This is a genomic window from Candidatus Palauibacter sp. (assembly GCF_965216145.1).
Classification (GTDB): Bacteria; Gemmatimonadota; Gemmatimonadetes; order Palauibacterales; family Palauibacteraceae; genus Palauibacter.
In genome coordinates this window covers 3,229,801-3,244,502 of sequence record NZ_OZ244149.1, presented here as the reverse complement: position 1 = coordinate 3,244,502, position 14,702 = coordinate 3,229,801, and the positions used below count along the sequence as shown (strand labels likewise).

Sequence of the window (14,702 nt, the reverse complement as noted above, 5' to 3'; positions counted from 1 at the left end):
TTACGAACCGACGAGCGCCTTCGTCAGGATCCGCTCCACGAACCAGCGCCCCCGATATGAGACGGCGATGAACGGCACGGTCGCGCCGCCGTGACGGGTCCCCGTCAACTCCACGATCCAGCGCGATGTCCCGGCGGCATCTCCGACCGGCTGCGCACGCAGCGTACGGGAGCGGTGCGCGAGGAGACCCGCGAGGACGAACATCCTCTGCTCCGTCTCGACCCGGCCCCAGCGCCGCTCGGCCGGCCCCTCGGCCGTGCCGAAGAGGCGGGCCATCGCCGGATAGTCGCGCCCCCGCACGCCGTCGAGAAACTGTGCCACCGCCGCCTCGGCCGATGGCGCCCCGTACTCCGGCGAGGCTCCCGCCCCCCCGGCACCCCGCCCCGACGCGCACCCCATCAGGGCGAGGCCCGCCAGGACGGACAGCGACGCGCGCTTTCGACATCGGAGCCCGGTCATGTCCCCCCCTCCCCCTCCGCATCGGCTGCGGCCGGATCCATCTTCACGAATCGAAGCTCTTCTCCCCCGGCATCGACATCGATCCGCAGCGCGTCGCCCTCCGCGAACCGTCCCTCGAGGAAGGCCATGGCGAGCGGGTTGGCGATCAGCCGCTGGATCGCACGCTTGAGCGGACGCGCCCCGAAGGCGGGATCATATCCCACCTCCGCGATCCGCCTCCGGGCGGCGGCGCTCACGTCGATCAGGATGTCCCGCTCCGCGAGCATACGCGCGACCCGGGCGACCTGGAGTTCGACGATCGACTCGAGGTGTTCCCGGCTCAGGGGGCGGAATACGAGGATCTCGTCCACGCGGTTGAGGAATTCCGGCTTGAAGCGCCCGCGCAGCGCGTTCTCGACCTCGGCTTCGGTCTCGGCCCACGGGTCTCCGGCCTCGGAACGCGCCAGGATCCTGGCGCTGCCGATGTTGCTCGTCATGATCAGCACCGCGTTCCGGAAGTCCACCGTCCGCCCGCGCCCGTCCGTCAACCGGCCATCATCGAGGACCTGCAGGAGCACGTTGAACACCTCGGGGTGCGCCTTCTCGATCTCGTCGAACAGGACCACGGTGTAGGGCCGGCGGCGCACGGCTTCGGTAAGCTGGCCGCCCTCCTCGTAGCCGACGTAGCCGGGCGGCGCGCCGATGAGCCGGGACACGGCGTGCCGCTCCATGTATTCCGACATGTCGATCCGCACCATGGCCGTTTCCTCGTCAAACAGGAACTCGGCCAGCGCACGCGCGGTCTCGGTCTTCCCCACCCCGGTCGGGCCGAGGAACATGAAGCTCCCGATGGGACGGTTCGGATCCTGGAGCCCCGCCCGGCTGCGCCGGACCGCGTCCGACACGGCCGTGACCGCGTGTGACTGGTTGACGACGCGCCGGTGCAGGTGCGCCTCCAGCGTCGCGAGCCGATCCTTCTCATCATCGAGCATCCGCGCCACGGGGATGCCCGTCCAGCTCGCCACCACATCGGCGATATCCTCCGGACCCACCTCCTCGTTGAGGAACGAGCCCTCCGCCTGGATCGCGGCCAGCTTCGCCTCGGCCGCCGCAAGCTCGGACCTCCGCTTCGGCAGTTCGCCGTGCAGGATCTCCGCCGCCCGCTGGTGATCGATCCGCCGCTGCGCCTGCGCGGCCTCCACCCCGAGTTCCTCGATCTGCCGCTTGCTGCGCTGGACGGCCTCGATCATCTCCTTCTCGCGGATCCAGCTGGCGTTGAGGCCCGCGAGCGATTCCCGCGCCGCGGCGAGATCGCCCTCGATCTCCGCGAGACGCTCCCGGCTCCGGGCATCGTCCTCGTCCCTGAGGGCCTCCCGTTCGATCTGGAGCTGGGTGACGCGGCGGTCGAGTTCGTCGATCTCCTCCGGCATCGAGTCGATCTCGATGCGGAGCCGGGACGCCGCCTCGTCGACGAGGTCGATCGCCTTGTCGGGCAGAAAGCGGTCTCCGATGTAGCGGTCCGAGAGCCGCACCGCGCTGACGAGGGCCGGGTCCGTGATGCGGACGCCGTGGTGCACCTCGTACCGCTCCTTGAGTCCGCGCAGGATGGCCACGGTCTCGTCGAGCCCCGGTTCGTCGACCAGCACCGGCTGGAACCGCCGCTCCAGGGCAGGGTCCTTCTCGATATGAAGACGGTATTCGTCGAGCGTCGTCGCACCCACCATGCGGAGCTGCCCCCGGGCGAGGGGGGGCTTGAGCATGTTCCCCGCATCGACCGCGCCCTCCGCCGCTCCGGCGCCGACCACGGTGTGCAGTTCGTCGAGAAAGACGACGTACCGGCCGCCGGATTCGGTGATCTCCTTCAGCGTCGCCTTCAGGCGCTCCTCGAACTCGCCCCGGTACTTGGCCCCGGCCAGCATCGCGCTGATGTCGAGCTGCACCAGCTGCTTGTTCCGGAGGGACTCCGGGACGTCCCCGGCGACGATGCGCTGAGCGAGACCTTCCACGATCGCCGTCTTGCCCACCCCGGGATCACCGATCAGGACCGGATTGTTCTTCCTTCGCCGGGAGAGGACCTGCATGATGCGCCGAATCTCGGCATCCCGGCCGATGACCGGGTCGAGCTTCCCCGCCCGGGCCTCCGCGGTGAGATCGACACCGTACCGTTCGAGGGCACGGTACTTCCCTTCCGCATCTTCGTCCGTCGCGCGATGCGGCCCCCGCACCTCCTCGACCGCCCGCCGCGTCCGCTCCGGGTCGGCCCCCGTCCCGCGAAGCAAGGAGCCGGTCGTCGACGCCTTCGGGCCGGCGAGGGCGAGGAGGAGGTGTTCGGTCGTCACGAAGGTGTCGCCCATCTCCCGGGCGGCGGCCTCCGCGTCATCGAGCACGCGCTCGAATTCGCGGCTGGGCGTCGGCGAAGCCCCGCTCTGCCGGGGCAGACGATTCGCCGCCCGCTTGAGATCGGCCTCCAGCGCGCGAGGGTCGACGCCCACCGTCTGGAGGACGGGCACGGCGACGCCGCCTTCCTGGGCGAGCAGCGCCGCGAGTAGATGGGTGTCCTCCACGGCCGGATTGTCGGCCCGGCGCGCCGCGCGCGCCGCCTCGGCCAGCGCCTCGCGGGCTTTCAGCGTGAGTCGGTCGGTCGGGATCATCTTCTGTCCGCCAGCTTCGTTCTCGTTCGACTGCGTTCAACTTGTACGCCGGGTTCGCCGTCCCCGGGGGATACCGGGAACCCGGTGCAATTCCCGTGCCCGGAGCGGAGCGCGCGCCGGACTCCGCCTTCGCCGGGGGGCGGGCCCCGGACCGGATCCGGCCGGCGCGACCCCTGCCATTCGGGCGGACGCGCGCCAGTTCGGCAGATGCGCGCCTCCGGGACCGCGAAGAAAGGTTTTTCCCGCGGTGTCCCCTGTTGACCCTCACGGGAGGCGCGACTAGCGTCCGGACGGTCGATCCCGCCCCACGAGGATTCGATCGCCGCCCGAGTTGCAACCCGGAACCACGTGGAGGGATGCCCATGCCGGACCAAGTCGCGGGCGCTTCGAACACCCGGGCTCACCAGCCCTACATCCCCGCCTCGCAGTCGCTGCCCGAGATCACGGTCAAGGCGATCGTGCTCGGCATCCTCCTCTCGGCCGTCCTCTCCGGTGCGAACGCGTACCTCGGGCTCAAGGTAGGGCTCACGGTGTCCGCGTCGATCCCGGCCGCCGTAATCTCGATGGCGATCCTCAGGATGTTCCGCGAACACAACATCCTCGAAAACAACATCGTCCAGACGGCCGCGTCGGCCGGTGAGTCGCTCGCCGCGGGCGTAATCTTCACCCTCCCCGCCCTCATCCTCCTGCGGCACTGGGCGGGGTTCCCCTTCCTGCCCACGATGGGGATCGCGCTCTGCGGCGGGGTCCTGGGGGTGCTGTTCACGATCCCGCTGCGCCGGGCACTGATCATCGAAGCCGACCTGCGCTTCCCCGAGGGGGTCGCGACGGCCGAAGTGCTGAAGGCGGGGGCCACGGGCGGCTCGGGCGCCAAGCTGATCGCGCTCGGCGGGGCGGCGGCCGCGCTGCTCAAGCTGTCACAGACCGGGTTCAAGATCGCCGAGGGTTCCCTGCACGGATCCATTGCGGCCGGCCGCTCGATCTTCGGCATCGGGAGCGACCTCTCGCCCGCCCTGCTCGGCGTCGGGTACATCGTTGGGCCCCGGGTCGGCAGCCTCGTCCTCGCGGGGGGCGCGATCTCGTGGTTCGCCGCCATCCCGATCTACCTCGCCGTCACGGACCCCGCGACGGTGGCCGGCGTCGTGGGCGGCGAGACCGGCTACGCCGCGGCGCAGTCGATCTGGAGCGCACAGATCCGCTTCATGGGCGTCGGCGCCATGGTCGTGGGCGGCGTGTGGGCGCTCGTCTCGCTCCTGGGCGCCGTCCGCGACGGCGTGCGGTCTTCGATCGAGGCGCTCCGCGCCGCCCGAGTGGCGGAGGGAGGCCCGGAAGTCCCCCGCACCGAGCGGGACATGCCGATCAACCTCGTCGCGGTGGGCACCGTCGCGCTCGCGGCGCCGATCCTCGCCGTGTTCGTGCTCGTGATCGACCGATCCGCACTCGGGATCACGCCCGGCCTCTACTGGATCGTGCTCGCGCTGGGGACGGTCTTCGCACTGGTCGCCGGGTTCCTGTTCGCCTCGGTCGCCGGCTACATGGCCGGTCTCGTCGGCTCCTCGAACAACCCGATCTCGGGCGTCACGATCGCGACGATCCTCACGATCTCCCTCATCCTCTATCTCCTGCTCGGATCACAGATCGACTTCACGGTCTCGGGCGCGCAGGCGCTCGCGGCGGCGGCGACCGCGATCCTCGTGGGCGCGGTGGTCGCGTGCGCGGCGGCGATCGCCGGCGACAACATGCAGGACCTCAAGGCCGGGAGGATCGTCGGGGCCACGCCGCGCCGCCAGCAGATCATGCAGGTCATCGGCGTCGTCTCCGCGGCGTTGGTCATCGCGCCCATCCTCGGGCTCCTGTACCAGGCGTACGGCCTCGGCGGCGTCCTTCCGCGCGAGGGGATGGACCCGAACGAGATGCTGCAGGCGCCGCAGGCGACCCTCATGGCCTCCGTCGCCGACGGCGTGTTCTCGAGGAACCTGCCCTGGGGGATGATCGCGATCGGGGCGCTGATCGCCGCCGCGGTCATCACCCTCGACCAGATCCTCAAGGCGCGAGGCTCGAACCTCCGGGTTCCGGTGCTCGCGGTGGCGGTCGGCATCTATCTGCCGATCGAACTCGAGGTGCCGATCTTCGTCGGAGGCATCGTGGCGTGGCTCGTGAGCCGGGTGGTGCGCCGCCGCGACGGCGAGGCCGAGGTGGAACGGGCGAGCCAGCGCGGTCTGCTCTTCTCTTCCGGCCTCATCACGGGGGAGGCGCTCGTGGGGATTCTCCTCGCGATCCCGTTCGCGGCCTTCCAGAGCACGGACGTACTCAGCCTCGCGCCGGAGGGCTTCGGGACGATCGCGAGCTGGATCGGGGGGGCGGCGGCGGTGGGATTCACATGCTGGCTCTACCGCGTATCGGTTCGCTCGTCCGGCTGATGAGCCCCGGGCCGCGGAGGGGGCGTGCGATCCTCGTGCTGCTCGCCGCGAGCCTCCTGGCGGGCGGCTGCGGCGACAGGGCGGGCAGCCTCGACGAAGACACCTACGTCCAGGTCATGGCCCACCTCAACTACGCCCGTGAGCGCTATGCGAACACGGCCGAGGACGACTCCGCCCGGGCCGCGGTCCTCGAGGAGTTCGGCGTTTCCGGCCCGCAGGTCGAGGAGTTCACGTCACGCCACGGAAGCGATCCCCAGCTTATGAACCGGCTGTGGGAGCGGATTCGACGCGAGGTCGAGGTGCTGCACGGCGTCCAGCCGCCCGAGTCACAGGCGGACGATGCGGGGAACCGTCCCGGAGAGCGGCGGGGAGGCCGGTGAGACCGCCCGATCTCCTTGCCGCCGCCGGACGCCAGGCGCGGTCCGCGGCGCTTCACGCCGGCCGGATGGGGCTCCTCGGCTGGGCCACGTTCTGTTCGCTGGGCCGCCCGCGCGCCTATCTGCGCGAGACGATCGGACACGTGAAACACATCGGGGTCGAGAGCCTGCCGCTCGTGCTCCTCATGGGGGCCCTGTCGGGCGCGGTCATGGCCCAGCAGACCATGTACCAGCTCTCACCGGGTCTGCCACGTGAGATCGTCGCGGGCGGCGTGGTCGGCGGCATGCTCACCGAGCTGGGGCCGGTGCTCACGGCGGTCGTGCTCGCCGGACGCGTCGGGGCCGGCATCGGCGCCGAACTCGGGGCCATGAAGGTGACGAATCAGATCGACGCGCTCCTCACGATGGGCCGTGACCCCGTGCTCGAACTCGTCGTCCCCCGGGTCGTCGCCGGGACGCTCATCCTCGTCCCCCTCGTCATGCTGGCGAACGTCATGGGCGTCTTCAGCGGCTACGTCACCTCGGTCGGGATCCTCGGGCTCACGTCGGGCGAGTACGTCGACGGGGCCAAGGGCTACTACCACCACGGCGCGCTCCTCTTCTCGCTCGTGAAGGCCGTCGCGTACGGCTTCGCCATCACCTTCATCGCCAGCTACGTCGGGCTGCGGGCGAGTGGCGGGGCGGCGGGCGTGGGGCGCACGGCCACGCGGGCGGTCGTCGCGATCATCGTCTCGATCATGGTCCTCGATACCGTGCTCGGACCCGTCTACAAGGCGCTGACGTGATCGAGATCATCGGGGTCCACAAGAGCCTCGGCGGCCGACCCGTGCTGGAGGGCGTCGATCTGGACGTCCGTGAGGGGGAGACGCTCGTCATCATGGGACCCTCGGGGACCGGAAAGAGCGTGCTCCTGAAGCACATCGTGGGCCTCTTCGACCCGGATGCCGGAGACATCATCGTGGACGGCATCTCGGTGCCGTCCTCCAGCCGGGAGGAGATCGCCGCCATCCGCGCGAAGATCGCCTACGTTTTCCAGAATTCCGCGCTCTTCGACTCGATGACGGTGCGCGGCAACCTCCTCATGGGACTCCCCCCGGGCTCCTACCAGGACCGCATGGCAGAGTGCGAAGAGCTGGCGCGGACCGCACTGAATTACGTGAACCTCGCGCCCGACGTGCTGGCGCTGTACCCGGCGGAACTCTCCGGGGGCATGCAGCGACGGGTCGCCATCGCCCGCGCGATCATCGGCAAACGCCGCTACGTACTGTACGATGAGCCCACCACGGGGCTCGATCCCGTCAACGCCACGAGAATCAACAGGTTGATCGCGCACGTGAGCCACGAAGTCGACGCCACCAGCATCGTCGTCACGCACGACGTGACGTCCGCCTTTTTCCTCGCCGACCGGATCGTCCTCCTGTCCGAGGGCGTGATCCAGGCGGAGGGCACGCCCGAGGAACTGCGGGTCACGGACAACCCGGCCGTGCGCGAGTTCCTCGACGCGGCCCCCGGGACCGGAGTGCGAGGCGCATGAGGGATCCCGGCCTCCGCGACCGCGGCGTCGAGATCCGGGTCGGCATCTTCCTCATCCTGGCCGCGGTCGTCTCCGTGGCCGGCCTGTTCTGGATCGCCGACTCGCCCTTCCGGGGACCGACGATCCGCGTGTGGGGCGTCGTGGGCGACGCCGGCCAGATCACCCCCGATTCGCCGGTACTCCTGCGCGGCGTCGAGATCGGGACGGTCGACGAGGTGGGACTGGAGGCGGAGCGCGCGGTGATCGGGATGACGATCTCCACGCGGATCCCGCTCCCGGCCGACACGCGGGGCACCGTCAGGCCCTCCGGGTTCCTCGGACAGCAGCTCATCGAACTCATGCCCGGCGCCGGCACGCGGGCCCTCGCCGAGGGAGACACCATCTCCCTCGACCGCGCGTCGGACCTGGTATCGCTCGCCTCCAGCTTCGGCGAGGAGACCGGCGGGCTGATCGAGCGACTCGATGCGATCCTCACCGAGCAATTCGCCGAGAACGTGGCCGCCGGCTCGGAAGCACTCACGCTCGCCATGAGGGAGCTGGCGGGGCTCCTCGAGGCCGAGCGCAGTTCCATCGGCGGCATGCTCGCGAACATGGATACGCTCTCGGGCCGGCTCTCGGGACTGACCGGATCGGAAGAGGTGGACCGCACGCTCGCCAACCTCGACACGCTCTCGTCCCGCCTGGCGGGGGCGAGCGACGACTTCGCCACCACCGGCAGGTCGCTCGCCGAGATCACGCGCCGGCTGGAGGCCGGGGAAGGGACGCTCGGGAAGCTGCTCGGCGAGGACGCCGTGCACGACGGGTTGATCGAGACGCTGGAGACGCTTCGCGCCGCCGGCGAGGAGTTCGGGCTCCTGATGCGAGACATGCGCGAGCGGCCGGACCGCTATCTGGAGGACATCAAGATCTCCGTCTTCTAGCGGACGGGCCGGCGGAGGGTGCGGGGGCGACGCGCCGAGGGGCGCGTGCCGCCGGATCAGAGGCCCGTGGGTACGTCGAAGAAGAGGTGCTCGGCTCCGAAGTGGCCCGCCGCGCGGCGGGCGAGGGCGCGGACGCCCAGGGTCTCCGTGGCGTAGTGGCCGGCGTAGATCACGTTGATGCCGAGTTCCAGCGCCTCGTGATACGTGTGGTGGCTGCCCTCGCCGGTGAGGAACGTATCGGCGCCCGCCGAGGCCGCGGCCTCGATCTGCGAGCCACCCCCGCCCGAGAGGATCGCGAGCCGCGATGCGCGCTCCGGTCCCCCGGCGATGACGACCGGAGACTGACCGCACACGGCCTCCGCGCGGGCCGCGATTTCCGCGCGCGACGCATCCACGGTCCCGATGACGCCGATCCCCTCGTTTCCCTTGAACGACCCGAAGCGCTCCACCCCCTCGAGGGCGAACTCGGCCGCGAGGAGGGCGTTGTTTCCGATGCGAGGGTGCAGATCGAGCGGGAGGTGCGCCGAATACAGGCCCATCCCGCTCTCCACGAGCCGGCGGAAGCGCTCGTAGAGGGGGCCGACGAAGGGGCGCAGGCCGCCCCAGAAGAGCCCGTGGTGGACGAGGAGGAGGTCACACCCCGCCTCGACCGCGAGGTCGATCGTCGCCCGGCAGGCGTCCGTTGCCGCCCCGATGCGGGCCACCTCGCGGCGTCCGTCGACCTGCAGTCCGTTGAGCGCGAAGGGGTAGTCCTCGACCTCCGCCACGCGCAGGAGATCGTCCATCCAGGCCGCGACCTGCCGGCAGGCCGCCCGGCTCCCGGCGCGAGATGTCGCCACGGACGCTACTCCCACTCGATGGTCGCGGGCGGCTTCGAGGAGACGTCGTAGGTCACCCGGTTCACCCCCTTCACCTCGTTGATGATGCGGTTCGAGATCCGGCCCAGCATGTCGTGCGGGAACTGGAACCAGTCCGCCGTCATTCCGTCGAGAGAGGTCACGGCCCGGAGCGCGACGACGTTCTCGTAGGTGCGCGCATCGCCCATCACGCCGACGGACTGCACGGGGAGCAGGACGGCGAAGGCCTGCCAGATCTCGTCGTAGAGCCCGCCCTCCCGGATGCCCTCGAGGTAGATCGCGTCCACCTCCCGCAGCGTGTCGAGCTTCTCCCGCGTGACGTCGCCGAGGATGCGGATCGCGAGGCCGGGCCCGGGGAACGGGTGGCGACCGACGATCTCCTCAGACAGGCCCAGTTCGCGACCCACCTGGCGCACCTCGTCCTTGAACAGCTCGCGCAGCGGCTCGACGAGTTGGAACGGGTGGTCGGGCCGCAGCCCCCCCACATTGTGGTGCGACTTGATCTTGACCGACGGTCCCCACACGGACACGGACTCGATCACGTCGGGATAGAGCGTCCCCTGCACGAGGAAACGGGCATCCCCCCACCGGCCGGCCGCCTCCTCGAACACGTCGATGAAGGTGTGGCCGATGATGACCCGTTTCTCTTCCGGCTCCGCCACCCCGGCGAGCCGCTCCAGGAAGAGATCCGCCGCGTCGACGACCTCGAGCCGCATCCCCATGTGTTCTCCGAACACGGCCTCCACCGAGCGGCGTTCGTCCTTCCGCAGCAGGCCGGTGTCGACGAAGATGCAGGTCAGCTGGTCTCCGACCGCCTGCTGCACGAGGACCGCGGCCACGGAGCTGTCCACCCCGCCGGAGAGGCCGCAGATGACCTCCGCAGCCCCCACGGCGTCCCGGATCGCGGAGACCTGGTGGTCGATGATGTTGGCCGCATTCCAGCTCGTGTCGCAGCCGGCGACCCCGAACACGAAGTTCCGGAGCATCTCTCCGCCGCGCGTGGTGTGGGCGACCTCCGGATGGAACTGGACACCCCAGATCCGGCGTTCCTCGGACCAGATCGCCGCGATGGAGTTCTCCGTGGTCCCCAGCACGTCGAAACCGGGGGGCGGCGACCGGAGGGAATCGCCGTGGCTCATCCAGACCTGCGTGGTTTCGTCCTCCGAGAAACCCTCGAAGAGTCCGTCCGTCGACCGGACCCGCAGCTCCGCCCGTCCGTACTCGCGGCGGTCCGCACCGTGAACCTCTCCCCCCGCGAGGTCCGCGACGAGCTGCATCCCGTAGCAGATCCCGAGGATCGGAACCCCCATGGTCAGGATCTCGGGGATGGCCCTGGGGACCCCCCGTTCGTACACGCTCGCCGGCCCCCCGGAGAGGATGATGGCGGCCGGCTCGTACGCCCGGACCCACCCGGAGCTCCGCGTCGGCGGGTGAACCTCGCAGTACACCCCCTCCTCTCGGATGCGGCGCGCGATGAGTTGGGTGAACTGGGACCCGAAATCGAGGATGAGTACGCGACTCACCAAACCTCCTCGCCCTTCACTCGCTGCTTCACTCGCTGCTCTCGGGGGACGCCCGCTCCACCTCGGCCGCGCGCGTCAGGGCTTCGATCGCAACTTCGCGCTCGGCGCCGGACGCCATGTCGCGAAGCGAGACGACGCCGCGTCCCACTTCTTCCGGGCCGAGCACGATCGTCCGCGCCGCCCCCGCCTGGTTTGCGGCCTTGAACTGGCGTCCGACGCCGCGTCCGCGCAGGTCGTACAGGACGTGGCGCCCCTGGTCCCGGAGCGCCCGCGCCAGACGGAGCGCCGTGGGGCGCTCGTCCTCGGACACGCAGATGATGTAGTCGTCCACGCGGCGCAGCTCCGAGGGCACCAGACCCCGGTCCCGGAGCAACTCCGCCAGAACCACGTCCCCCATCCCGAAGCCCAGGGCCGGAAGGTCCACGCCTCCCAGTGCCCGCAGGAGATCATCATAGCGACCGCCGCCGCAGATGGCCCTCAGTTCGTCGCGACGGTCCCAGATTTCGAACACGGTGCCGGTATAGTAGGCGAGCCCGCGCGCGAGGCGGGCGTCGAAGCGCACGAAGTCGCCGAAGCCCGCCGCGTCGAGGTGCGAGAACACGGTCTTCAGACCCGCGGCCGCCTCCTCCAGCGGCCCCTCTCCGCCGTGCGCCGCCATCATCTCCCCGAGCGGGAGCCTCAGCGCCTCGAACAGCCGGTCCGCCCGCTTTCCGTCCACGCCGGCCGCGGCCAACCGGCCCCGGATGGGGTCTTCCCCCTCCTTTTCGAGGCGGTCGATGGCGGCGAACACGGCGAGGTGGTCGCGGACGGGGATGCCGAGGGCGTCGAGGAGCGCCGCCACGAGCCGCCGGTCCGAGACGCGGACGACGATGTCGGCCGCCCCGAGCCCGAGTTCGCGCAGCGCGTCGATGCCCGCCGCAATGATTTCGGCGTCGGCGAGGGGATCCGTCTCGCCGACGATGTCCATGTTGAGCTGGAAGTGCTCGCGCAGCCGTCCCCGCTGGGGCCGCTCGTAGCGGAACAGCTGAGGGATCGAGAACCAGCGCACTGGCTTGGGGAGCCCCGCGGCGCGCGCCGCCATCATGCGAGCGAAGGTCGGCGTCATCTCCGGCCGCAGCGCGACGGCGCGTCCTCCCTTGTCCTCGAATGCGTACAGCTGCCCGACGATCTCCTCGCCCGATTTGCGCGTATAGAGTTCGAGCGGTTCGAGGGGCGGCCCGTCGTATTCCGTGAACCCGTAGCGCGCGCCGACCCGACGCCAGGCGGAGAAGATGTGCCGGCGAAGGGCGAACGCCTCGGGGAAGAAGTCCCTGAAGCCGGGGAGGCCCCGGATTTCCCCCGAACTCACGACCCCGGGACTGCTAGGAGGTCGCGCAGAATTCGTCGTACGCCTTCGTGATGTCGGCGGCGATCTGGTAAGCCTCGCGTCCCTCGATCTGGTGCCGCTCGAGCATGAACTGCAATTCCCCGCCGGAGAGCAGCGCGATCGCCGGCGACGACGGCCGCACGCCGGCGAGGTACTGCCGCGCCCGGGCCGTCGCTTCAGCGTCCTGTCCCGCGAAGACCGTCACGACCTGGTCGGGCTGCACCTCGTGGCGCATGGCCAGCGCCACGGCCGGGCGGGCGTTGCGGGCCGCGCAGCCGCACACGGAGTTCACGACGACCAGGGTGTCCCCCTCGGCGTCGAGCACTTCATCCACTTCGCCGGAGGTCCGCAACTCACGCACACCGAGGCGCGTCAGTTCGTCCCTCATCGGCTGTACCAATCTCGGATCGTAAAGCATGATTCGCTTTCTGTTCTGCCACCCGCGCCCCGGCCAGTTCCGGCAGCGCCCTGGCCTCTCCCACCGTGTAGGCGGACCCCGTCACCAGCAGGGTCCCCGAACCCGCGAGCGCACACCCGCGGACGACCGCCTCCGCCACGTCGACGCATACCTCGACAGGCACGTCAAGCTCCCGGGACAGCCACGCCTGCGCCTCGTGCGGGTCCCACTGCCTTCCCCCGGCGGCGACCGGCCTGACGAGGATCATAGCGTCCATGTCAAGCGCGAGACGGGAGAGCACAGCCCTCCAGTCCTTGTCGGCAAGCATCCCGACGACCGCGATCCGCGGCCGCGCGAGGGCCATGCCGGCAGCGGTCTGACAGAGGACTTCCGCAGCCGCCGGGTTGTGCGCGATATCGAAAACCAATGTCGCCCCGCCGGGGCCCTCCCGCCACGTCTCGAAGCGGCCGGGCAGGTGAGCACCCGCGACGCCTCGCCTCACGCGCGCTTCATCGTACGCGTAGCCCGACCGGTCCAGCATGAGCAGGGCAAGCGCCGCGTTGTCGGCCTGGTGACGGCCCGGAAGCCGGGTGGCGAGCGAGAGGCCCTTCGGCCGGTCGCGGGAGGCATAGCGAAACCGGGTCCCCGCGGGGCTCATGCGCACATCCGACACCTCCGCTTCCCTGCCGAGGCGGGCGACGGGCGACCCCGTCGTGCGCGCGATCCGCTCCAGCGTGTCGCGCGCTTCGCGGGGCATTCGCCCGAGGCTGACGGGGACATCCCGCTTGAAGATCCCGGCCTTCTCCGCCGCGATCGCCGGCAGCGATGGGCCCAGAAGCTCCGTGTGGTCCAGCCCGACCGGCGTGATGGCGGCTCCGATGGGGCGGAGTACGTTCGTGGCGTCCAGACGCCCGCCGAGGCCGGTCTCCACGACCGCGACATCGACCCCGCTCTCCGCGAAACAGATGAAGGCGAGCGCGGTCGTGACCTCGAAGTAGGTACACGCGTCGCTCGCCTCGCAGGCGATAATCCGGGCCGCGGCCGCCTCGATCAGCGGCTCCTCGACCCACGCCCCGTCCACGAGAAAGCGTTCACGGATGTCGGCGAGGTGAGGGGAGGTGTACAGACCCGTGCGCAGCCCGCCCGCCTCCAGGATGCCCGCGGTGCAACTCGCGGTCGAACCCTTTCCGTTCGTCCCCGCGATGTGGAGAGCCTCGAACGTCCGCTCCGGACATCCGAGCTGTTCCAGGAGGGCTTCGATTCTGTCCAGACCCGGGAGCACCGCGGCGATGGGACGGGGGTCGAGGAGGGCCGCGAGCGCCCCCTCGCCTCCGCTCAGCACATGTGGTCCAGAAGGGTCGAGATCGCGCCCCGCAGCCGGGCCCGTGGGACGATGCGGTCGATCATCCCGTGTTCCGCGATGAATTCCGCGGTCTGGAATCCTTCCGGCAGGTCCTGCCGGATCGTCTCCTTGATGACTCGCGGCCCGGCGAAGCCGATCAACGCGCCGGGTTCCGCGAGAATCACGTCCCCCAGCATGGCGTACGAGGCGGTGACGCCGCCCGTGGTCGGGTTCGTGAGGACACTCAGATAGGGGATGGCCGCATCGGAGAGCTGTGCGAGGGCGGCGGCGGTCTTGCCCATCTGCATCAGGGACAGGATGCCTTCCTGCATCCGCGCCCCGCCGGAGGCGCAGATGATCACGAGCGGCGTCCGGGCCGCGAGCGACCGGTCCGCGAGGCGCCGGATCTTCTCGCCCACCACGGATCCCATCGAACCTCCGATGAACCGGAAGTCCATGGTCCCGAGATGCACGTCCCTCCCCTCGATGCGGCCGCGCCCGGTGCGTATCGCGTCCTGGTCCCCTCCGCGCTTCTCGGCCTGTTGCACGCGGTCCACATAGCGCTTCGAGTCTACGAACCCGAGCGGATCCGCGGAGCGAAGCGTCTGGTCGTAGAGGACTTCGAGGCCGCCTCCATCGAGGAGCAGCGCCTCGTAGGATTCCGCGGTGATGCGAAAGTGATGACCGCAGTTCGGGCAGACGTGGAAACTCTCCTCGAGCCGGCCGCTGTACAGGATCTCACCGCAGCCGGCACATCGATCCCACATGTCGCCCGGAAGCTCCCGCTTCTGGGAGACGAGTTTCCGCTTCGGTTTGCTGAACCAGGACACCCTGCCTCCGGCGTGTCGGTTACGGCGGCCCGGGGGCCCGCCGCATG

General features: G+C 70.2%; 13 protein-coding genes. 5 read left to right on the top strand and 8 right to left on the bottom strand.

Features of this window, described 5'->3' with window-relative positions; genetic code table 11:
• Positions 1 to 459 carry a hypothetical protein gene (locus ACOOHF_RS13825; protein WP_419935412.1) on the bottom strand — a complete coding sequence of 153 codons (459 nt, stop codon included), beginning with the start codon at positions 457 to 459 and terminating at the stop codon, positions 1 to 3.
• Positions 456 to 3,086: an ATP-dependent chaperone ClpB gene (clpB, locus tag ACOOHF_RS13820; protein WP_420464375.1), complete on the bottom strand. Its 2,631-nt coding sequence runs from the start codon at positions 3,084 to 3,086 to the stop codon at positions 456 to 458. Before clpB ends, ACOOHF_RS13825 begins: the two co-directional genes overlap by 4 nt.
• A 365-nt stretch (positions 3,087 to 3,451) precedes the next feature.
• On the opposite strand from clpB, the gene ACOOHF_RS13815 reads away from it, so the two are divergent.
• The 5 genes from ACOOHF_RS13815 to ACOOHF_RS13795 are packed head-to-tail and all read left to right on the top strand — an operon-like array spanning position 3,452 to position 8,340.
• The gene (locus ACOOHF_RS13815; protein WP_419935411.1) at positions 3,452 to 5,509 is read left to right on the top strand and encodes an OPT family oligopeptide transporter; all 2,058 of its coding nucleotides are present in this window, start codon (positions 3,452 to 3,454) and stop codon (positions 5,507 to 5,509) included.
• On the top strand, positions 5,509 to 5,889 hold the full coding sequence (locus ACOOHF_RS13810) for a hypothetical protein (protein ID WP_420462130.1): 381 nt from the start codon (positions 5,509 to 5,511) through the stop codon (positions 5,887 to 5,889). Before ACOOHF_RS13815 ends, ACOOHF_RS13810 begins: the two co-directional genes overlap by 1 nt.
• Complete coding sequence (locus tag ACOOHF_RS13805) at positions 5,886 to 6,671, top strand: MlaE family ABC transporter permease (RefSeq protein ID WP_419935409.1); 786 nt, start codon at positions 5,886 to 5,888, stop codon at positions 6,669 to 6,671. The genes ACOOHF_RS13810 and ACOOHF_RS13805 overlap by 4 nt, the downstream gene beginning before the upstream one ends.
• Complete coding sequence (locus ACOOHF_RS13800; RefSeq protein WP_419935408.1) at positions 6,668 to 7,420, top strand: ABC transporter ATP-binding protein; 753 nt, start codon at positions 6,668 to 6,670, stop codon at positions 7,418 to 7,420. The genes ACOOHF_RS13805 and ACOOHF_RS13800 overlap by 4 nt, the downstream gene beginning before the upstream one ends.
• Positions 7,417 to 8,340, top strand: coding sequence for an MlaD family protein (locus ACOOHF_RS13795; RefSeq protein WP_420462129.1), 924 nt, complete (start codon positions 7,417 to 7,419; stop codon positions 8,338 to 8,340). Before ACOOHF_RS13800 ends, ACOOHF_RS13795 begins: the two co-directional genes overlap by 4 nt.
• Before the next feature lie 56 nt (positions 8,341 to 8,396).
• Here ACOOHF_RS13795 and ACOOHF_RS13790 read toward each other — a convergent pair whose 3' ends face one another.
• From ACOOHF_RS13790 to accD, 6 genes are read right to left on the bottom strand one after another with little or no spacing between them, the layout of a single operon-like run.
• Positions 8,397 to 9,179, bottom strand: a complete 783-nt coding sequence (locus ACOOHF_RS13790; RefSeq protein WP_420462128.1) for a Nif3-like dinuclear metal center hexameric protein — start codon at positions 9,177 to 9,179, stop codon at positions 8,397 to 8,399.
• A 5-nt stretch (positions 9,180 to 9,184) separates the two neighbouring features.
• On the bottom strand, positions 9,185 to 10,723 hold the full coding sequence (gene guaA / locus ACOOHF_RS13785) for a glutamine-hydrolyzing GMP synthase (protein ID WP_420462127.1): 1,539 nt from the start codon (positions 10,721 to 10,723) through the stop codon (positions 9,185 to 9,187).
• A 25-nt stretch (positions 10,724 to 10,748) separates the two neighbouring features.
• Positions 10,749 to 12,068, bottom strand: coding sequence for a histidine--tRNA ligase (hisS, locus tag ACOOHF_RS13780; RefSeq protein ID WP_420462126.1), 1,320 nt, complete (start codon positions 12,066 to 12,068; stop codon positions 10,749 to 10,751).
• 13 nt (positions 12,069 to 12,081) lie between these two features.
• Positions 12,082 to 12,474 (bottom strand): BrxA/BrxB family bacilliredoxin, encoded by a 393-nt coding sequence (locus ACOOHF_RS13775; RefSeq protein WP_419935403.1) that lies wholly within the window; start codon positions 12,472 to 12,474, stop codon positions 12,082 to 12,084.
• Complete coding sequence (locus tag ACOOHF_RS13770) at positions 12,440 to 13,825, bottom strand: bifunctional folylpolyglutamate synthase/dihydrofolate synthase (protein WP_420462125.1); 1,386 nt, start codon at positions 13,823 to 13,825, stop codon at positions 12,440 to 12,442. The genes ACOOHF_RS13775 and ACOOHF_RS13770 overlap by 35 nt, the downstream gene beginning before the upstream one ends.
• Positions 13,819 to 14,655, bottom strand: a complete 837-nt coding sequence (accD, locus tag ACOOHF_RS13765; RefSeq protein ID WP_420462124.1) for an acetyl-CoA carboxylase, carboxyltransferase subunit beta — start codon at positions 14,653 to 14,655, stop codon at positions 13,819 to 13,821. The genes ACOOHF_RS13770 and accD overlap by 7 nt, the downstream gene beginning before the upstream one ends.
• Between the last annotated feature and the right edge of the window lie 47 nt (positions 14,656 to 14,702).